Raw genomic sequence first — 20,977 nt, forward strand, 5'->3', positions numbered from 1 at the left:
AATTCGAAGCGTATATTTTACTTTAAGTTCTTAACCCCAGTCTCCAGCATTTCCATCTGCAGCACAGTCTGTTCATCCGTAATGGTCTTATTTTTACCATTTATGACAGCTTCATATAAGTCGTCATAGACCCTGCCATAATCCCCATCTACAGATTTCACTTTTTCTTCGTGGATTGTACCGTCTTCATCAATGTAAGTCAGTACACCATAATGGTCTAATGTATCGACTCCAAAGTCCTTGTTTTCAGGCATATAAAATTGCTTCAAATGTTCTTCCTGACGATCTTTCGTTTGCTTGACAAAGCTTCCCTTTTTGCCATACAGAACAAAGCTTGGTCTTTCTTTCAGTCTGAAGTAACTGGATTTCACCGATACCTTTAGCGTGCCGTAATATAAATCCAAATCAAAATAATCATTCATTCTTCCTTGTCCCAATAATTGCCGTACATCATAGTGGACATGATCTGGCTTGCCAAAATAGCCGATAACCTGATCTAGTGTATGGCAGCCATGTCCATACAAATAGGATTCTGCAGGATCGAAGGAGTGTGCGGACTCAGGTACTTCAGGACGGAAATAGTCATAATGCATTTCCACTTCAAGCAATTCCCCTAGTTTACCCTCTTCAATTACCTTTTGAACGGTTAAGAAATCACTGTCAAACCGTCTGTTTTGATATGCCTGTACAACTAATCCTTTTTGTTTTGCCAGTGCAAATATTTCTTTCGCCTGTTCGGAGGTTTCCATAAATGGCTTTTCGACCAAGCAGTGTTTATTATGTTCCAATACTTGTTTGGCGTACTCAAAGTGGCTGTCATGTTTTGTACAAATCACAATAAGCTGGATGTCCTTGTCATGCAATAGTTCATCCAAATCAGAAGTGTAGGTTACTCCTGCAATCTTATCCCAATTATCACGATCTGGATTTCTTCTATATATTGTTTTGACCTTGATGTTCTCTCTTTGCAGAACGAATGGCAGATGATATCTGTTTGTGCTTTTCCCGTTTCCGATATAACCGATAGTAAGCATGAGCATCCTCCTAAAATGAATATATGTACTTTTTTATTGATTTGTCCTAGATTTCCATATTGTCGTATGAAAAAGTACCTCCTAGGATGGATAAGTTCATCATACCAGGAGGTACTTCTCAATTCATATAGAATTACTTATTACATCAAGCCGATAGCATGGAAGCCAATACCGATTGCGAACAATCCAAGGATCATGACAATCGGAGAAACTTTCTTTCTAAGCAGCCACATGCAAAGCAGTGTGATCAATAGACCTGCCAAACCAGGGATCAAGCTGTCCAAGTTATCTTGTAAAGTCGTTACACTGGTCTCGCTTAACGATCGGCCGGCAGCTTGCTGTTCCAGAGCCGTCCTGATGCCTTCCGAGCCTTCCGGTAATTCATCCCAATCGATATAAGCACCTTCGTCGAGCTGAACTTCAGATACAGTTGGCGCGAATGCAACGGATACCCACCTGTTTACGAGGGACCCTAATATGAACATCCCGAGTATCGAGGCGCCCTTGGTTATATCCTGCAGCAAGCCGCCAGATAAGTCTTCGGTGATTTTGGAACCAGCTTTGTAGCCAAGTTCCTGTGTATACCAAGTGAATCCCATACGAATGAGGTTCCATAAAACAAAGTAAAGAATTGGGCCGAGAATGTTACCAGTCAAAGCAAGAGAAGCAGCCAATGCACCAAGAATCGGTTTCACCGTGAACCAGAAGGTTGGATCCCCGATACCTGCCAATGGTCCCATCATTCCGACTTTAACACCTTGAATAGCCTTATCGTCAACTGGGGCACCATTAGCGCGTTCTTCTTCAAGCGCTAACGTTACTCCGATGATCGGTGAAGCAACATATGGATGTGTATTGAAAAATTCCAAGTGACGCTGCAATGCTGCAGCACGGTCTTCTTTCGTTTTATATAATCTTTTGATTGCGGGAATCATGGAAAATGCCCAGCCGCCGTTTTGCATACGCTCGTAGTTCCAGGAGCCTTGAATGAAAGTGGAACGCCACCAAATAGCAACGCGATCTTTTTTGGATAACTTCAATTGTTCAGCCATTTTTTCTCCTCCTCCTTTTTAATAGTCATCGATGATCTTGCCTAACGGATCGCCAGTGTTTCCGTTTCCGCCGCCACCTGAACCGCCTTGTTTCGTAAGTGCTAGATAAATAAGTGCAAGTGCTACACCGATACCGCCAAGACCCAAAAGTGTGATGGACGGGATTGTAGCTAATACAAAACCAATCGCGAAGAATGGCCATACTTCTCTTGTTGCCATCATGTTGATAACCATTGCATAACCAACCGCTACTACCATTCCTCCGCCGACTGCCAAACCGTCTGTCAGCCATGCTGGCATCGCTGTAAGCAAGTCTCTAACCGGCGCTGCGCCAATCGCTACAATCAATGCAGCCGGGATCGCAATACGCAGACCCTGCATGATGATTGCGATGATATGCCACATATCAATCTTTCGGAAGTTCCCTTCCTTTGCTGCTGCATCCATCAGATGCACAATACCTGTCGCCAGCGTTCGAACGATGATTGTCAAAAGCAAACCTGCAACTGCAAGTGGAACTGCAATCGCGATTGCAGAAGTAACACCTTCTTCACCTTGACCACCCAAAACTAAAATAATTGCAGATGCAACCGAGGCCAATGCAGCATCCGGTGCTACAGCTGCCCCAATGTTTGCCCAGCCTAAAGCGATCAGCTGAAGGGTTCCGCCCAGTATAAGACATGGAACTACTTCTCCTGTAACTAAGCCGATTAACGTACAGGCAATGATTGGCTGGTGGAAGTGGAATTCATCTAAGATTCCTTCGACACCGGCTAAAAATGCCACGATAACAACTAATATGATTTGAATCATCGTCAAATCCATGATCATTCATCCTCCTTTTTATCTGATTGTCAGGATTACCTTTGTTTGTTTAACTCTGCTTGAGCCCTTCTCAAAATCTCGTCCATATTGCCTTTGGAATCGCCAGGCACTTTACGTACATCGAATTTGAGACCCTTTTCTTTCAGCTTCGCGAACGTATCGATATCGTCCTGGCTGAAGGCAAGTACCTTATTCGGCTGCACTTTACCAGGTGAGTGGGCCATCGAACCAACATTGATTGTTTCGAGTGGTACGCCGCCTTCTACTGCTCTGAGCGCATCCTGCGGGTTCTCGAAGAGAAGCAGTGCGCGCTGACCGCCAAAGTGCTGATCATCCTTTGCAAGTTCGATCATCTTATTGACTGGAACAACGTGTGCTTTTACACCTGATGGAGCAGCCTGCTGGATCAACTTCTTACGAAGATCATCCTTTGCTACCTCATCAGAGACGACGATGATGCGTGTAGGATTTGTATTCTTCGTCCAAGCAGTCGCTACCTGACCGTGAAGCAAACGAGTATCGATCCGGGCCAATACGTAATCGAATGTACCAGGGGCACCCGCATTGGATGGTCCTGCCGCAGCAGCTGCAGCAGGAGCTGCTGGCTCTAATGCTTCCGGTTTCACTTGAACCGCTTCTTTCGCAGTGCTAAGAATTTTCGAAGCAATCTCATGCGCCGTCTCCATGGAGAAGCGCGATGCAAAAGCTTCAATCAGCATTGCCAGGTTTAAGCCAGCTACAATCGCCCATTTGTCCTCGTTCCCCTCAATCAAGCTGTTGGCTTGGTTGAAAGGAGTTCCACCCCAAAGATCGACTAAAAATAATACTTGATCCTTGTTGTCGAAAGAGGCGATTGCTTTTTCCATTTTTAACTTTACATCAGCAGGTCCTTCGCTTGGCATCAATGTAACAGCTTCCACATTTTTCTGTTCTCCGAAGATCATCGTCCCGGATTGCAAGATACCAGTAGCAAATTCACCATGCGTGGCAATGATAATCCCTACCATCTTTTTACCTCCTATTAGCATTATTGTTAAAGCTGGAATACACATGGTTCAGCTCGCCTAAAGCGATCACTTATTCGATGGAAAACGATAAAAAAGGCATGAGTAAAAAGCAGATTAATGGAAGATGTAGGTATAGAAGGACCCTTTACTTCGTTTTAATCCATGCTTTTTTACTCATGCCTGATCGAATCAGTAACACGTAAAAAATAATTGCGATAGCTATTTAATTTTATCTTGCAAGCGCTTTAATTATGCATTAAAAAAATAAAGCACTTGAGTTCTTTAGTGAGCTTCCAAAAATATTGTAGCACACCATTTTTCCCCTTACAAGACTATTAAGTCAAAAATTTAGTTCATTCTGACCAGATAACAATTTTAGATATTGTTACTTTTTAACTTTACTTTTTATCCCACGCTTGATGACATCAAAGAATCCTAATGATTTCACCATATGATTCGGATCGACATATTCACGAATCGCTCGGAAAACTCTTTTTGGATCTTTAGAAGAAAATGTATATGTCCCGTTACGTTTCGTTTTGATGGCATAACGCGGAATCCATTTCCCTTTCAACAGAACAGAAGCTATCACAAGATCAACTTCTTCCCAAGGAATCTGAATAAACTTACGCGCATCACGATTATTAAAGAATTCAAATCCTTTATCTCCGATCATGATCTTCCCATATTCCGACATTTTATGTGAGGTTGCATCAACAACTAGATCGACTTTTGTATTGATTGACTGAACCATTTGATCTCCCCCAATTCTTTTACTAATGATAATTATACATGCAATGCTAGTTTATGCAAAAAGTACTTCAAACTATGGTGAAGCAATACAAGGCCAATGCTATAATGGAATCTATATGGAAAAAAAGGAGACGAAGAACAATATGACTAAAAAAAGGAAGAAAAGACGTGCACTGCTTCCTTTCCGTCTTAATATTTTATTCGGGATTGTTTTCCTGCTATTCTCTGCCTTAGTTCTGCAGCTTGGAGTTGTACAAATCATCAATGGCGAAGAACATCAGGCAGTGTTGGAAGAGACAACGAATGATATCGCTGAGATTTCAGTTCCGCGCGGTATGATATATGACAGTGGAGGAAATGTAATAGTAGGGAATGAACCAGTATATTCGATTACATACACCCCGCCAAAGAACGGAGACCCTGCTGACAAGCGGCTAGATATCGCCACCAAACTCGCCGGCATCATTAAAATGGAAGATAAATCCACAGAAAAAATCTCTGAGCGTGAATACAAGGAATATTGGTTCTTATTGAATACAGAAGAAGCGAATAAACGCATAACCGCTTCTGAAAAAGCATCACTAGATGATACGGAAGTGTACGACACAACACTTGAGCGTATTACAGAGAAAGATTATAAAGAGCTTGAAAATGATGAGAATGCGAAACAGATCATTGCCATCAAGCGTGAGCTGGATAGTGCGACCGAACTTGTTCCACATGTCATCAAGAACAAGGACGTAAGTGAAAGGGAATATGCGACGATTGCTGAGAATATGGGTGACATGTCCGGTATCAATGTGACAATCGATTGGATACGTCATTATCCGTATGACGGTTCTCTTCAAGGTATTCTTGGCAGTATCAAGACTGGTATCCCAGAAGGAGAAAAGGATTATTATCAATCACGTAACTATCAATTGAACGACCGGATCGGCACAAGTGGTCTGGAGATGGAATATGAAAGCCTCCTGAAAGGTGACAAAAAACGCGTACGTTATGTAACGGATAATAATAACAACATTGTTTCCCAAGAAGTAATTTCTGAAGGACAGCGCGGTCAGGATCTTCAGTTATCTATCAATATGGATTTCCAAAAGGAATTGGATAAGATTGTACGGGATGAACTGAAGGGTGCTATCAATAGGCATCCGGGATTAAACCGTTACGTGGAAGATGCGATGGCAGTCATGCTCAACCCAAACACCGGCGAAATTTATGCTGCCAGCGGACAGCACTATAACCGGGAAAACAATAAGTATGAATCTGCCGATACGAACACTGTCTTTAGCGCGAACGCAGTCGGGTCAACTGTTAAGGGAGCGACCTTGCTTGCCGGTTATCAAGAGGGCGTCGTGAATATGGGAGATGTATTCATCGATAAAAAAATGAAAATTGCAGGTACAGAGCCCAAAGGATCTTATAAAGATATGGGTCCCACCTCTGACTTGCAGGCTTTACAGAAATCTTCCAACGTATATATGTTCAATATCGCACTGCGCCTAGGCGGCGAATACCATTACAAATACAACCAAAGTGTGTCATTTGATCCTGATTCTTTCCGGGTATTGCGCAACTATTATAATCAAGTGGGATTAGGTGTGGAAACCGGTATAGACTTGCCTTCTGAATCTACCGGTTACGTAGGGAACGCAGGTTTAGCTGGTAACCTGATGGACTTTTCGATAGGTCAGTATGACACGTATACCACCATGCAATTAGCTCAGTATATCTCAACGATCGCAAATGGGGGATACCGTATTAAGCCTCATTTCGTTAGTGAAATACATGATCCCTCTAATGAAAAAGACAAATTAGGTCCGCTAACAGAAACAGTGTCTCCCGAAGTACTGAACAAGATTACTGCAACTGATGAACAAATTGAACAAGTGAAGACTGGCTTTAAGAGGGTCTTCCAAACAACGGACGGTACTGCTTATCGTCATCTTACGGATAAGGCAAAAAGCTATAATATCGCTGGTAAGACAGGAACTGCACAAACAAGTAAAAATGGTACGGACTTGGAAAACTGGACATTGATCGGCTATGCAGATGCAGACAATCCTGAAATCGCATTCGCTATCGTAGTGCCAAACCTAGGCATTATCAGTGGCGGAAATCAGTATCCAATAACATATAATATTGCCAATCGTGCTCTTACGTACTACTACGAGCATACTGCGCCTGAAGAAGAATAGAAATCCAATTAAATTATATTAAAGGAATATCCTAGAACTCCAACAAAGTTTAGATATGTATGTAATTAGGGCATGTTGTCCGGTATCACCGGATACATGCCTTGAATACTTTTACAATCTAAAATAAAAACCGATATGCCCCTCACTTTTCAAGTATAATAAAGCCTATTCAGATAGTGCATATAATATTTGTTGGAAATAATACTATATATATGACGAAATCAAAAAACGAGGTTAAAAAATGAGTAAAAGTAGTTTTGCGGATTACCATGTAGGTGAAGAAATAAAAAGAGCACTAGATGTGTTAAAATACGAAACTCCAACAGAGGTTCAAAGTGAAGTCATTCCATTAGCATTGGAAAATAAAGATCTTCTCGTAAAAGCTCAAACAGGAAGCGGTAAGACTGCCTCCTTTGGTATTCCCGTGTCCGATATGGTGGTATGGGAGGAGAAGAAACCACAGGCCTTGGTCCTTACCCCGACTAGGGAGCTTGCGGTTCAAGTCCGTCAAGATATCACGAATATCGGCAGATTTAAACGTATTAAAGCAGTAGCTGTTTATGGAAAAGAACCTTTTAAGAAGCAAAAGGATGAATTACAACAAAAAACACATGTAGTCGTTGGAACGCCTGGAAGGGTCATGGATCATATTGAACGCGAGACCCTAGTCTTGGATCAAATAAAGTATCTTATCATAGATGAAGCTGATGAGATGCTTAATAGAGGTTTCATTGATGAAGTGGAGGCGATCATTAAAAAGCTGCCTTCTAACCGAGTCACCATGGTTTTTTCTGCTACCTTCCCTAAAGATATTGAAAATCTTTGCCTTAAATATATGAAAGACCCTGCGCGTATTGAGATTGAATCTACCGGAGTCACAGCTGATACCATTGAACATTTATTAATCGAAGCAAAAGAAGAAGATAAGATTTCACTTCTCAAAGACGTCACAGTTGTAGAAAATCCAGACAGCTGCCTCATTTTCTGCCGAACGAAAGAACACGTAGATACTGTATATAATGAGCTGAATGAAGTTGGTTATCCTTGTGAGAGGCTCCACGGGGGACTAGAACAAGAAGACCGTTTTGCTGTTATGGAAGGCTTCAAAACGGGAAAATTCCGATATCTGGTGGCGACCGATGTAGCTGCCCGAGGTATTGATATTGATAATGTGAAACTTGTCATCAACTATGACGTTCCAATGGAAAAAGAAGCTTACGTACACCGAACTGGAAGAACCGGCCGTGCTGGGAATAAAGGAAAAGCCATCACGTTCTCGACTCCTTATGAAGGAAAATTCATAAAAGCGATTGAAAGATACATCGGCTTTGACATACCTACTACAGAAGCTCCCGATCGTCTAGAGGTTGCTGAGGGAAAAGACGCTTTTGAAGAAAAACTCAGCAGCAAACGCATTGTAAGAAATAATAAAACAGCCCGAATTAATCAAGATATTATGAAGCTCCATTTCAATGGTGGTAAAAAGAAGAAAATTCGTGCTGTTGATTTTGTTGGAACGATCGCAAAAATCCCTGGAGTCTCAGCAGAAGATATCGGCATTATAACTATCCAGGATCAAATGTCATATGTCGATATTCTGAATGGAAAGGGCTCAATTGTCTTACAAGCCATGGAAAATACGACTATCAAAGGGAAAAAGTTAAGAGTGAGTAAAGCGATTAAATAGATTATAGAACGTAAATCCCCCTCCTTTTAAAGATAGAGGGGGATTTTTGCTTCCATTAGAATCCAATAACAAAATAAGACGAGTAGCAAGGTTAGCATTCAAGTTTGAGATATTAATTTATTCTACAGTACTGCTAAATGAACATTAACAAATCAAGATCGTTGGCGCAGGTCATCGAGCGATTTCACAACTGTATGCGGAATCGGCTTCCATTCAATTTTCTTGAACAACGCCACGATGGAGATTGGCAGATAGGTAAACAAAAAGAGCGGGAAAGTGAACAGATAAAAGATTTTCTTCCAGTTTGGACAACGGATTTTACTCCACTCCATTATGGTCGTAATAAGCCCAAGTACAAACAGCAATCCATAAATCCACAGAACCCCTAAAGCTCCGCCTATAAGATAGGTCTCAAACAGTCCTTTTCCTTCTAAGGATACTAGTAAAAGTATCAGTACATTACCGATAAGGCAGAGAATAGAAACAATCACTACAGGCAGCACCGTCATCATCATATCAAAGCATGAAAATCTATTGCCTTTTCCACGCAACATACCATAAGATAGCTCTTTACCGTATTTCATGAAGACCTGGTAAAATCCCTTAGCCCAACGCAAACGCTGTTTCCAGGATTGACTGAATGTTGAAGGCTGTTCGTCATAAAATACTGCGCTGCTGCAATATCCAATCTTTTCACCTTTAATAATCTGAGCGACTGTGAATTCGATGTCTTCTGTAAGAAGATGATGGACCCAGCCGCCATTTTCTTTAAAAACATCAGCATTCACTAAGAATCCGGTTCCTGAAACGGCACAACTTGTTTTAAGAAACATCCTTGGACGGTTAAGGAACTCTGCTTCATACAAAAACCAAAGTGCATATCCAGATGTAATCCAATTTTGATCATAGTTTTTGGAGTTCCTGTAGCTCGTTATAACCCTGTATCCTTTATTAAAGGTTCTGTTCATCTCAAGAATGTAATTCTCATCAAGAAGATTATCCGCATCAAATACAAAGTATCCATCGTAATTTTCAGATGAATAGTCCATTTCAATGATATTAAGTATATGCTTAAGCGCATATCCCTTCCCAACCAGCTTATCATTGAAGCGTTCCGCGACAATCGCTCCTGCTTCCCGGGCAATGTGGGCTGTATTATCCGTACAGTTGTCAGCAATGACGAAGATATCATATAACTCCTTAGGATAATTCTGGTTTTTTATACTTTCGATCAACTGTCCGATAACGAGCTCTTCATTTCGAGCCGGAATTAAGAAAGCGTATTTACGAAGAGGAACTTCTTTCTCACCTGATTCTTTGGTTTTTCTCGCTTTAAAGGCAACAATTATGTAGACTACTTTATAAACAAATACCAATGTAAATAATAATCCTATGAAGAAAATGAATTGACTTAAAATTTCCAACGTATCTTTGACCATAATACACCCCGCATCTTAGAATAATAGTCTGATAGTTTATTTCTTCATCCATTTCCATCTGATTTCTTTCATGACTCTAAACAAACTCATGTTATTTTAGTTTCCAAGGAAATATTCTAAAATAATTAATAGCGCAATCGCAGTATTTCACTTCTTTGTACCCTAATATAAATGTAACAAACATAGATTTTCTCTCAGCACGTTTCTTGTAAAGATTTGATTAATTAGGCTAACACAAAACGACGCCTTCCATAGGATAGGCGCCGAATCTTATAAGAACCTGTCTAAAAGCAGGTTTATCTGTTATAGAGATTTATATTTACATTAAAAAAATATAATATTTTCTTAAAGGAATAAATGCCTGATTTACTAAATCTTATTTATAAATTATGACAGCCTTCATAAATAATAGCATCCTGCTTTAGATGCCAGCTTATTTGATGGAATCCTGCTGCAAAGCTCATTATTTATATCATTACTTAAAGGAGAATTGAGATCAATGTACTTTATTTCCGGAATCATTTTTATTGCCATTTCAATTGTAATGTTCTTTTTCGTTGATTTGTTTTCTAGGGCTTTTCCGCATGAAGTAATGCTATCTGATGAAGATGTGATGCAAGGGTATTATCAAACCGGTTCCCTATGGTTTCCCATTATTGCTGGGATAATCGGCTTATTTTTCATTGTGCTGCATTTTCTGCTGCATGGAAAAACAAAATGATCACGTCTACACTAAAAGCCCTCCTAAGAAGGAGAGCTTTTTCTTTGTATATTTTAGATCATCAGCTCTGTCTCATTATTCTTTATTTCTGTTCCAGGATATGAAATACTTTAATCTTACTAATATCTCCTTCCAATCCCTAGTTTTCCAATTCAACAATCAACAAAAAATGGTAGAATTGTATCTGATAATAATATTTATAAAAGGAGCCTTTCACTATGGGACGCAATCTCCCGAATCACTTCGATATTGCGGCTCTGATGGATAATTGGTCTGTCAGTATACAGCTTGATAAAAAAGGTACTGCTGCAACTATCCATCAAGAGCTTAGGAAACATATTAACGAGTTTGATGTCGAGACGCTTATCACATATTACCTCTTTGAGAGCCGCTATTATTTGATATTAAAAGACGCTTTAAATAGCGTTGCATCACTTGATAATGCAAAAGCACACCAAGACCACTTCCATGATACCCACCGATATTTCTTGCACTTAGCAGAAGGTATTCTTTTCTATGATGAAGGAGATTACCAAAATGCACTTCATTATTTTGAGAAAGCTGAGCGTTATATCGAACTCCTGGATGATCCTATAAGTATAGGTGAATTCCACCTTCGAAAAGCCATGACCTACTATTTTCTCGACATTACCAACCTGTCTGTTCTTCACACTGCAAGAGCTTCAAAAATATTCAAATCTACTAAAAGACTGGAATTCCTGCTTGCACGGACACACATGCTGCAGGGATTGAATTACATCGATCAGCTCAACTACGACTCAGCTGAAAAATCTCTTCTCAAAGCTTTAACAATTTTCGAGGAAAAAGAAAATCAAAATTTTATCTCTTCTACAAATCTTAATCTAGGTGTGCTTTATGTGAAGCGTGGTTTGCCGGCTATGGCAATTCCCTATCTTAATGCAGCATTGCAAGGAAAACAAAAACGAATTGAATTAAAAATCTTATTCTTATTAACTGATTGTTATTGGAAAACAAATCAACCCTCTAAAGCGATAGCATGCTATAAAGAAGGATTTCAAGCAAGCATTGAAGAAAATGATATGACAAAGAAATGGGAATTCGCAATGCTGCATAAAAAATATGAAGACAGGCTGAATTTTGAGATTGTCTGGCAGGAGGGGATAAATTATTTTCAAAGAGTAGAAGATAATTATAACGTCAGGCTTTTTTCGAAAGAACTAGCGCAATACTATGCAGATAACAATCAGCATGATCTTGCAATGAAATACTATCTGTTAACTCTTACATAAAAAGAGGAGGATTTGTTTGAAGAAGGTTATCTTTTCATTGGTACTGATAGGTACTATTGTTATAAGTAGCTTAGTCGGATATGCAAATCATCATAGAATTACAGAAAAGCCAACCGATCTTGGCAGTACAGTATTTCTCTTAAAGGATAAATAAACACTTTACGAATTAAAGAACGGACATCATATGATACTGATGTCCGTTTCTCATTTGAGAACTTCTTTTTCCAGGAGGATACAAGGCTATCATTTCTTAGCTGATCTTCAAAACTGGCTTCAATGCAACTCCAGCCTTTGAATCAGCAAAGGCTTCGTTAATCTGGTCGAAATCATAGAACTTCACCAGTCTGTCGAATGGGAATAATCCCTTCTTGTAATAATCAATGAGTTTTGGAATGAAAAGTTTCGGTACTGCGTCTCCTTCAATTACACCTATCATGGCTTTGCCTTCGGCCATAATGTCATTATGCACATCGATTTCCATTGTCGGCGTCACCCCCACGATAGCACTTACTCCAAGCGGACGAAGTGCATGCAAGGACTGGCGGACAACTGGAGGTACTCCGGTTGTATCAATTGCATAATTTGTACCGCCATTTGTAATAGCCTTGATTTCCTTAACTACATCAACCTTTGAACCATTGAATACATCTGTAGCGCCTAATTCCTTCGCCAGCTCCAATCGTCTGTCATGTACATCAACAGCGATGATTCGCTCGCAGCCAGCAATTTTGGCAGCCATGATAGCACTCAAACCAACTGCTCCGCAGCCATAAATAGCGATTGTTGAACCGAATTCTGGTTTCAATTTATTTAGAACAGTACCACTGCCCGTTTGAATTCCACAGCCAAGCGGTCCGAGCAATGCTAGATCAACATCTTTGTCCACTTTCACGACATTACGCTCATTCACGATGGCATATGTACCAAAGGAGGATTGTCCGAAAAATGTAGAAACCTCGTGGTCATGCTGATGAAGGCGATGTGTATGATCCTCCATTTTGCCGTCAAAGTTCAATTCATTGAAACGCACACAAGCTGCTGGGTGTGCAGATAAGCAATTTTCACATTCTCCGCAGGATGCGAACGACAAAACAACATGATCACCAGCTTCAAGATTGCGGACACCACTGCCTGTTTTCTCGATAACACCGGACCCTTCATGCCCCAGTACTACCGGAAAAGGTGATAACCCCGCATCCCTTGCAACTGCATCTGTATGACAAACACCAGAAGCCACGACTTTAATTAATACTTCATTGGCTTTTGGCTCCTGCAAATCCACTTCCTCGATCTTGAAATCTTCTCCTTGCGCATGTGTAACTGCAGCTGTGATTTTCACAAATGTCACCCTAACCTCTCATCTAATTTCTTAATAAGGTCCTGAGAAATATGTTCGAACGTTACTCTAGTCAAAGATCTCTCTGCTATTTAACGCTGATATGGAGTAATATTGTCTTATAAGTGAAATAGTATACCGCTCTAGAGAGGATGTGGATGCAAGTTGATTAGATTCGGTGTTGTCGGAACAAATTGGATTACCGAGAGATTCATTGCAGCTGGCAGACAGCATAGGGATTTTAAAGTCACAGCTGTTTTTTCCAGATCGGAAGAAAAAGGACAAGCATTTACTAAGAAACATCAGCTTCAATTCGCCTTTACAGATATAAACGAGATGGCTAAACATGAAGGAATAGACGCCGTCTACATAGCCAGTCCCAATGCCCTTCATGCGGAGCAAGCCTTATTGTTTATGGAGAATAGCAAGCATGTTCTTTGCGAAAAGCCTTTTGCCTCCAACAGCACGGAAGTATCACATATGATCAAGAAAGCAAAACAGGAAGGTGTGGTTCTTATGGAAGCAATGAAATCTACATTCATGCCCAACTTCTTAGCAGTCAAAGAACATCTGCATAAAATTGGTCCTGTTCGATCTTACTTTTCTTCTAGCTGCCGTTACTCTACTTTCTACGACGATTTAAAGAACGGATCGCTGCCAAACCTATTCAATCCCGCCTTATCTGGCGGAGCTTTGATGGATCTTGGTGTTTACACTATCGCGCCCCTTGTTGCATTGTTTGGCAGACCCACATCTATCCATACTACTGGCACCATTTTGGAATCAGGCGTTGACGGGCAAGGGCATATACTGTTTGAATATGATGAAGTCAAAGCAAGTGTCATGTTTTCCTGCATCACGAACTCCTATCTTCCTACGGAAATCATCGGTGAAAAAGGTACGATTGTAGTTCACCATATCTCCAGTCCAAAAGGTGCAGAAATACATTATCCTGACGGAACGAGTGAAGACATTAGCAGACAGCAGGATTATGACCCGATGTACTACGAAATAGCCGAGTTCATCCAGCTCATCCAAACGAATACGCTGCAGTCTTCGGTCAATACATGGGAAAATTCAATTATTACCATGGAAATACTTGATCAGGCGAGAAAACAGATGGGCGTACCAATTAACTAACTTAATTCGGTCTAACTAAAAAAGACACTTCTCTGCGAGAAGTGTCCTTTTTCTATATAATACAGTTATTATTGATTGCCTTTCTTAACCCACTCCGCAACAGAAACCGTACGTTTCGCTTGGTGCTTCACAGCTGCTTCCACATCTTCAATCATCTTACCGTCTTGACCCACTGTTACACTCGTACCGTAAGGATTTCCACCAGCTGCGAATAGTACTGGATCTGTGTAGCCAGGTGTAGCGATGATTGCGCCCCAGTGCATCATGGATGTGTAAAGGGAAAGCAATGTTGCTTCTTGTCCGCCGTGCGGGTTTTGCGCAGATGTCATGGCGCTGACTACTTTGTTGATTGTTTTGCCGGTTGCCCATAGACCGCCTTGAAGATCAAGGAATTGCTTCATTTGGGATGGCATGTTACCGAAACGTGTTGGCACGCTGAATATAATTGCATCAGCCCATTCCAAATCAGCAGAAGACGCAACAGGTACGTCTTTTGTTGCTTCTGTTTGTGCTTTCCAAGCTGGGTTCGCATCAATGACAGATTGTGGTGCAAGTTCCTGCACTTGCAGTACTTTTACTTCTGCGCCTGCTTCTTTTGCTGCTTCTTCAGCCCATTTCGCCATTTGATAGTTCGTGCCGCCCATGCTGTAATAAACTACTGCTAATTTAACGTTTTCCATTGTTTCATGCTCCTTTGTTTTTCTGAATAATTTAGATAGAAAGCTCATTTGATTTTCTCCTCTATTGTCTTAATCCACTTCTCTTACTTCAAAAGGAAGGACATTATTTTCAATTTTCTCTCTGTGCTGCTCGTACTGCGCTGGCAGCATCAATTTCTCACCCATTGTTTCCTGCGATTCATCAATCGCAAATCCTGGAGGATCTGTTGCGATTTCGAATAAAATTTCACCGTGCTCCCGGAAGTAGATGGCATTGAAGTAGTTTCTATCTTGAACGCGTGTGACGCCATAGCCAAGTCCATCCACATACTCACTCCAATCCAGCTGATCCTGATCATCGCTTGCACGCCATGCAATGTGGTGAACAGTACCGACGCCCATTTGGCTTTTTCCGCTCGTTGTGAGTTTAATATCAATGATATTACCAATATCGCCTATAGCTTGGTAGCGGACATAATCACCCTCTTCTCCTACTTTCGCCAATCCCATTTGCTCGAGTAGCTCTGCTGTTGCACCAGGAGTCTTAGAGTAAAGTGTCGCCCCTCCGAATCCTTTGATCGCAACGTCAGGTGTCACACCACCAAACGTCCATGTATTCGTTTCGCCTGCTTCTCTTTCCACGATTTCTAAATGCAGACCATGTACATCATCGAATTGTAAGTATTTCTCCCCGAAACGTTCCGCTTTCGTAAACGCAATTTCGAATTTTTCCAGTCTGTTCTCCCAGAAAGTCAATGCACCTTTTGGAACCACATAAGATGTGACGCCAACTTGACCGTCACCAATTCTCCCTTGATACGCATTCGGCCAAGGGAAGAAGGTGATTATCGTGCCTGGTTTACCTTCTTCATCTCCAAAGTAAAGATGGTATGTGCCCGGGTCATCGAAGTTCACAGTCTTTTTCACGAGACGAAGTCCTAATACACCAGCATAAAAATCAGTGTTTTCCTGTGGATGTCCTACAATTGCGGTTATATGGTGAATTCCTTGTGTTTGTTTTGTCATGTCTATTCACTCCCTATTTTTTTATTGATAACTAACAAATTCACTAGTCGGTCTGCGATATCCTCTTGGCTTTCTGCTTTCTGTTTTTTCTTTGCCGATGGTAATCATCAGCACGGCTTCATATTGATCAGGTATGTTTAGTTCCTCTTTAACTTTGACAGCGTCAAAGCCGATCATCGGACAAGTGTCCCAGCCTTTTTCCTTAGCCGCCAGCATGAACAGCATAGCGGAAAGGGACGCATTCCGGATTGCTTCGTCCCGGTGAAATTCCTGCCCTCGTTCTTCATAGAAAGAAACAGTATCTGTCACCATAAGGTCATATTCTTGTTTATTGATGACACCTAATAAATTCAAGCCTTGATAAATGTCGGCTGCTTGCTCGAAGGCTTGTTTATCGCCTAGTACAAGTATCACTGCCGAAGAACTCTCAACCTTGTACTGTCCATTTGCTGCATCTTTCATTTTTTGTTTCTTTTCAGGATCTAAAACAACCACGTAATTCGTGTGCTGCAAGTTGAACGCTGATGGACCTAGCTTCACCACATTGAAGATCTCATCAAGTTCTTTTTTTGTAATCGGTTTGTCCGGGAGAAAGTTGCTTGCCGATCTCCGCTTATTTACTAACTCGATAAAATCTGCCATCTCTTCTTCATCTCCTCATTACCTCGAATTCGAGATATATGATTAAAAAAATATAATTTCATTTAATTCGAATTCGAGATATTAGGCTAAAAAAAATATGAGCATTCTAGAAGAAGTTTTTTATCTCGAATTCGAGATAATTATATATCAGTTTAATTTATCCTGTCAACAGGTTATTCCCATTATTTTTTTTAAACGCAAAAGACCGGCACAATGCACCGGTCTTTCCCCCTTTTATACAGACTCTCTTCTTAGCGCTACATCCGGTCGATTCCAGTTCTGCATCCAATTGCGGATAGCTGTCACCATGATGACAAGTCCGAGGACAAGCATGATAATCGATAGGATACCGTTAAGCAGGTTGTAGCCAGCTGCTTCTGCATTCAAGTATACATTCGTTACCATCCAATACCCTGCGTAGTTGACCGTCACGTATAGATACGCGAGCGGGATTAGGCAGGTAAGCATATAGCGGCGTTTATCTGCGATCTTCAGTATGATGGTTGCTCCAATAATCAATCCGATGGAAGCCATCAGCTGGTTGGATACACCGAACAATGCCCAAACGGAGCTGATATCTCCGGAGAACAGCAGGTATCCCCACAGGAAGCAGGCGAGCGCACTGGCGAAAATATTACCTGGCAGCCAGTCGACACGTTTAAGCGGCTTGTAAAAGACACTGCCGAAATCCTGGATCAAGTAGCGCGCGACACGTGTACCGGAATCAATCGCTGTCAGAATGAACAATGCCTCGAACATGATCACAAATTGGAAGAAGAACGATGCCAAATTGTCGAACCAGGAGATGGATGTGAATATAAACGTCATCCCGACCGCCAATGTAACGGCTCCTCCTGTCCTTCCTTCCAGATCAAGTCCGATGGATTCGCTCAAACTCGCCAGGTTCACTGTACTCATATTGAGCGTCTGGAAAACAGCTGGAGTGGAATTGATCGCAAAATAGTCTCCTGGATGAAGAGCTGTTGCTGCAATCAAGGCCATGATTCCGACTACACACTCTACAAGCATCGCGCCGAAACCGACCGGCTTGATGTCACTCCAGCAATTGATCATTTTAGGTGTCGTACCAGAACCTACAAAAGCGTGGAAGCCTGAGATTGCCCCGCAGGCAATTGTAATCGAAATGAACGGCCAGACCGGACCATTCATTACTGGTCCTCCACCACCGACGAACTCTGTGAATGCCGGCATTTGAATTGCAGGGTTTACAATGAATACCCCTAGGATAAGAGCTAAGAATACTCCAATTTTCAAGAAGCTGCTCAAATAATCACGCGGTGCCAGCAATAACCACACCGGTAATGCAGCAGCAAAGAATGCGTAAATCGGTAAAAGAATGGATAATGTCTTTACATCTAATGTTAAAAAGTCCCCTAGTGGCGTATCAACGATAAGCGGTCCGACAAATACGCCAGCCATGATCAGCGCGAAACCGACGATAGTAGCCAGCTTCAAATTACCAGTTTTACGATGATACAAACCGACAGCCATTGCAATCGGAATCGTGATACCAACCGAGAATGTCCCCCACGGATTCTCTTCCAGAGCATGCAATACAACCAAGGATAAGCCCGCCATCGTAATCGTGATAATGAATAGCATGGCAAGTCCTGTACAGAAACCGGCAACAGGTCCAAGCTCCCGTTTCGCAATTTCCGCAACCGACTCTCCCTTTTGCCGCATGGATGCAAACAAGACAACCATATCATGGACAGCTCCCCCGATAACTGCACCAATCAATAGCCATAACAAACCTGGCAAGTAGCCGAACTGTGCTGCCAAAATCGGTCCAACAAGCGGACCTGCCGCAGCAATTGCCGCGAAATGGTGTCCGAATGACACCCATTTGTTTGTCGGCACATAATCCTTGCCATCCTCCAGCTCATGCGCTGGTGTTTTCTTTGAATCATCCAGCTTGAGCACCTTTACCGCCATGAATGTTCCATATAAGCGGTACACAATCATCAAAATACAAATCGACCCGATTACCATTGTAATCGCATTCATATTGTTCCGCCCCCTCAAAGCAGAAGTTATCTACTCCTCCACTATACGGGACAATCCAACTATTGATAGCGTTTACATTACAGAAAGCGTAAATCTTCGGGTGAATTGCAGGATTGGAAGGCTGAAATGCAATAATCCTGCTGTGACACTATCTACTTTATACAGAATAAGAACCCAACCTGACATAAAGTACCTTCAACCGAACCAGAAGATGCTATAGTCTGACATCATGGAAAAATGGTTTAAACCTCCATACCAAATGGTATATAGATGAAAAAGAAGGAGTGATATAAATGAAACATGTGAAAGCACTTTTGATCAAATTCATCATGATTTTAGCTGTTTTATGGATTGTATTCACCCTTATGTTCGACGCGGAATTCAGTGATACACTGCTGATGAGTGTTGTGTTGACGGTCGCTGCGTATGTAATCGGTGACTTACTGATTCTAAGAAAAGCAGGTGATCGTGATAAGTCAGATGGCGATTTTAAAAAGCGAAATACAATCGCTACGATCAGCGATGCTGTTCTGACTTTCATCGTTCTTTGGGCGTTAGGGGAAGCTATATTGAATCCTGATGATAATGTTGTGATGGCATCTTTGATTTCTACAGTGGTAATTGGCATTGCCGAATGGTTCTTCCACCGTTATGTCAATAATAAAGTGATCAGAGACCGCCATGCCCATACTGTTGCGTACTGACCTGTATTCTAGTGAAAATAGTTAGTAGAAGGAATCCCTGAGATCGGGGGTTCCTTTTAATTTCGATTGTAAAAAAAGAGAAGGGGAAACGGGCTATTTTGAAATTTAGACGACAAAAATAGTAATTAAATAAACTCTTTACATGTTTTGCGCTTCCATTTAACTCGGAATGTCATGCTAAGTGTATGTGAAACTATATAAACAATCTTCTATTTGTCACGGGCTTGGACGATATTAGTCTTAGGCCTTGTATCTGACTATTCACTCCTTGGATTTGTACTTTCATCCCTGCAGTATATTACCGCTATTATTGTTCATGGAAAAACAAAGCTCGGACAGAATGACTGCCCGTGCTTCTTCATGCTGTTTCATCGTGCCGTGCTTTTCTAATTCTTAAAAGTACCATTTGCCATATCATTGAGAAAGTTAATCCCCAATAGTAAAATTGATTGAAACCAAATCCTGTATCTTGTGAAGGCCTTACTATATTCAACACCGTCAAAGAGAAGAGAAAGATTGCCAGACAGATAAGATCATAGATCAAATTTCTCCCCGCCAAAGCTCCGCCAATTACTAAAATAACGGCAACAGCAGCCAGCCAACTGCTTTGCATAAACCGCAGAGCGCTTATTTCCGGATAATAATGAGCTATTAGCCATAAAGTTATGATAGCAAAGGTAGCAATGCGCAGCCAAATCGAAAAATCTTTCATCCCAAATCCCCCTTACAATGCCGTTTTAGTTACCATACCAGAAAAAAGCAAGAAAGAGTATATAACGAACTCAGAGAAAAATAACGACCTTTAGAATGCCACTCCTTGTTCAAGGCAGGAAGGCAAGTGGTACAGTATAAATTAAAACAGCTGCAATAAAGAATCCAATCATAATATAACTTTGAATTCTCCAAAACTTCTTCATCTCTGCTTTTGATTGAAATGGCATGGAAGCCAGCAAGGAAATAATCATTATAAATAGACCTATACACAAGACAATGCCAGAGCTAAGAAGCAGAAACATGCGTACAAGGCTTTCTAAAAATTCTTCAAGGCTCGCGAACCAGTCACTAATGGAAGCCGATACTTCCCCTATTCCATAATCCTCTTCTGTTGTAGAAGCCTTCAGCAATACGAATTTATGTAATAAGTTCATAATCGCAGCCCCTCTTCCCAGCTTCAGAATTATAATGCTTACACAAATACCCCATTTCCAGTACCCATTATTTGTAAACCTGACTCTTTAAAGTATAGCATGTAAAATTCGAGCCAGAAGTAAAACAAGTACTCCCACCATCATAAGAATTCTCCTGACCTCTAAACGTAGCAATCTTTCTTCCATCGCTCTTTTAGTACGTGTATAAATGGAAAAGGTCGCTAATCGAGATTATAATCCCATATTACTTTTATGTAGATGAATCACGTATATATGAAGCATATGTCCCCTAGGAAGGAAAATCAGC

At 41.2% G+C, this 20,977-nt stretch carries 20 protein-coding genes; 7 read left to right on the forward strand and 13 right to left on the reverse strand.

Translation table 11 applies throughout. The features are described 5' to 3' along the window. Positions 1–17: 17 nt before the first annotated feature. The 5 genes from ABXS78_RS16695 to ABXS78_RS16715 form a co-directional block, all read right to left on the reverse strand. Complete coding sequence (locus ABXS78_RS16695) at positions 18–1,034, reverse strand: oxidoreductase (protein ID WP_366248167.1); 1,017 nt, start codon at positions 1,032–1,034, stop codon at positions 18–20. A 140-nt stretch (positions 1,035–1,174) separates the two neighbouring features. Next, positions 1,175–2,086 carry a PTS system mannose/fructose/sorbose family transporter subunit IID gene (locus tag ABXS78_RS16700; protein WP_095221706.1) on the reverse strand — a complete coding sequence of 304 codons (912 nt, stop codon included), beginning with the start codon at positions 2,084–2,086 and terminating at the stop codon, positions 1,175–1,177. An 18-nt stretch (positions 2,087–2,104) separates the two neighbouring features. Continuing rightward, a complete protein-coding gene (locus tag ABXS78_RS16705; RefSeq protein WP_245840394.1) occupies positions 2,105–2,905 on the reverse strand; it encodes a PTS mannose/fructose/sorbose transporter subunit IIC in 801 nt (266 codons plus the stop codon). A gap of 41 nt (positions 2,906–2,946) precedes the next feature. After that, positions 2,947–3,918: a mannose/fructose/sorbose PTS transporter subunit IIA gene (locus ABXS78_RS16710; protein WP_366248168.1), complete on the reverse strand. Its 972-nt coding sequence runs from the start codon at positions 3,916–3,918 to the stop codon at positions 2,947–2,949. A gap of 385 nt (positions 3,919–4,303) precedes the next feature. Next, complete coding sequence (locus ABXS78_RS16715; protein ID WP_095221710.1) at positions 4,304–4,672, reverse strand: DUF956 family protein; 369 nt, start codon at positions 4,670–4,672, stop codon at positions 4,304–4,306. Positions 4,673–4,814: 142 nt separating this feature from the next. Between ABXS78_RS16715 and ABXS78_RS16720 the strand changes: the two genes are divergently transcribed. After that, positions 4,815–6,869: a penicillin-binding protein 2 gene (locus ABXS78_RS16720; RefSeq protein WP_366248169.1), complete on the forward strand. Its 2,055-nt coding sequence runs from the start codon at positions 4,815–4,817 to the stop codon at positions 6,867–6,869. Positions 6,870–7,110: 241 nt separating this feature from the next. Further along, positions 7,111–8,556 carry a DEAD/DEAH box helicase gene (locus ABXS78_RS16725; protein ID WP_366248170.1) on the forward strand — a complete coding sequence of 482 codons (1,446 nt, stop codon included), beginning with the start codon at positions 7,111–7,113 and terminating at the stop codon, positions 8,554–8,556. A 152-nt stretch (positions 8,557–8,708) separates the two neighbouring features. On the opposite strand, the gene ABXS78_RS16730 is transcribed toward ABXS78_RS16725, so the two are convergent. Further along, the gene (locus tag ABXS78_RS16730; protein WP_366248171.1) at positions 8,709–9,995 is read right to left on the reverse strand and encodes a glycosyltransferase family 2 protein; all 1,287 of its coding nucleotides are present in this window, start codon (positions 9,993–9,995) and stop codon (positions 8,709–8,711) included. A gap of 499 nt (positions 9,996–10,494) precedes the next feature. On the opposite strand from ABXS78_RS16730, the gene ABXS78_RS16735 reads away from it, so the two are divergent. The 3 genes from ABXS78_RS16735 to ABXS78_RS16745 all read left to right on the forward strand — a co-directional run bounded on the left by ABXS78_RS16735 (position 10,495) and on the right by ABXS78_RS16745 (position 12,141). Further along, positions 10,495–10,716 carry a hypothetical protein gene (locus ABXS78_RS16735; protein ID WP_366248172.1) on the forward strand — a complete coding sequence of 74 codons (222 nt, stop codon included), beginning with the start codon at positions 10,495–10,497 and terminating at the stop codon, positions 10,714–10,716. A 218-nt stretch (positions 10,717–10,934) separates the two neighbouring features. Further along, positions 10,935–11,987, forward strand: coding sequence for a tetratricopeptide repeat protein (locus ABXS78_RS16740; RefSeq protein WP_366248173.1), 1,053 nt, complete (start codon positions 10,935–10,937; stop codon positions 11,985–11,987). A 16-nt stretch (positions 11,988–12,003) separates the two neighbouring features. Further along, positions 12,004–12,141: a hypothetical protein gene (locus ABXS78_RS16745; RefSeq protein ID WP_176466457.1), complete on the forward strand. Its 138-nt coding sequence runs from the start codon at positions 12,004–12,006 to the stop codon at positions 12,139–12,141. Between the two features lie 96 nt (positions 12,142–12,237). On the opposite strand, the gene ABXS78_RS16750 is transcribed toward ABXS78_RS16745, so the two are convergent. Then, positions 12,238–13,326, reverse strand: a complete 1,089-nt coding sequence (locus ABXS78_RS16750; RefSeq protein WP_366249968.1) for an NAD(P)-dependent alcohol dehydrogenase — start codon at positions 13,324–13,326, stop codon at positions 12,238–12,240. Positions 13,327–13,488: 162 nt separating this feature from the next. On the opposite strand from ABXS78_RS16750, the gene ABXS78_RS16755 reads away from it, so the two are divergent. Next, a complete protein-coding gene (locus ABXS78_RS16755) occupies positions 13,489–14,463 on the forward strand; it encodes a Gfo/Idh/MocA family oxidoreductase (protein WP_366248174.1) in 975 nt (324 codons plus the stop codon). Positions 14,464–14,531: 68 nt separating this feature from the next. Here the strand turns inward: ABXS78_RS16755 and wrbA are convergent, their stop codons facing one another. The 4 genes from wrbA to cstA form a co-directional block, all read right to left on the reverse strand. Continuing rightward, complete coding sequence (gene wrbA, locus ABXS78_RS16760; RefSeq protein WP_366248175.1) at positions 14,532–15,143, reverse strand: NAD(P)H:quinone oxidoreductase; 612 nt, start codon at positions 15,141–15,143, stop codon at positions 14,532–14,534. A 69-nt stretch (positions 15,144–15,212) separates the two neighbouring features. Next, complete coding sequence (locus tag ABXS78_RS16765; protein ID WP_366248176.1) at positions 15,213–16,148, reverse strand: ring-cleaving dioxygenase; 936 nt, start codon at positions 16,146–16,148, stop codon at positions 15,213–15,215. 21 nt (positions 16,149–16,169) lie between these two features. Then, positions 16,170–16,790 carry a nitroreductase family protein gene (locus ABXS78_RS16770; RefSeq protein WP_366248177.1) on the reverse strand — a complete coding sequence of 207 codons (621 nt, stop codon included), beginning with the start codon at positions 16,788–16,790 and terminating at the stop codon, positions 16,170–16,172. A 234-nt stretch (positions 16,791–17,024) separates the two neighbouring features. Continuing rightward, positions 17,025–18,818, reverse strand: a complete 1,794-nt coding sequence (gene cstA / locus ABXS78_RS16775) for a carbon starvation protein CstA (protein ID WP_366248178.1) — start codon at positions 18,816–18,818, stop codon at positions 17,025–17,027. A 293-nt stretch (positions 18,819–19,111) separates the two neighbouring features. Here cstA and ABXS78_RS16780 point away from each other — a divergent pair, with 293 nt between their 5' ends. Then, entirely contained in the window at positions 19,112–19,522 is a 411-nt protein-coding gene (locus tag ABXS78_RS16780; RefSeq protein ID WP_366248179.1) for a YndM family protein, read from the forward strand. A gap of 358 nt (positions 19,523–19,880) precedes the next feature. On the opposite strand, the gene ABXS78_RS16785 is transcribed toward ABXS78_RS16780, so the two are convergent. Next, positions 19,881–20,234: a hypothetical protein gene (locus tag ABXS78_RS16785; RefSeq protein WP_366248180.1), complete on the reverse strand. Its 354-nt coding sequence runs from the start codon at positions 20,232–20,234 to the stop codon at positions 19,881–19,883. A 109-nt stretch (positions 20,235–20,343) separates the two neighbouring features. Further along, a complete protein-coding gene (locus ABXS78_RS16790; RefSeq protein WP_366248181.1) occupies positions 20,344–20,670 on the reverse strand; it encodes a hypothetical protein in 327 nt (108 codons plus the stop codon). Between the last annotated feature and the right edge of the window lie 307 nt (positions 20,671–20,977).

The sequence above is a fragment of the Terribacillus aidingensis genome, from assembly GCF_040703035.1.
Taxonomy (GTDB): domain Bacteria; phylum Bacillota; class Bacilli; order Bacillales; family Amphibacillaceae; genus Terribacillus.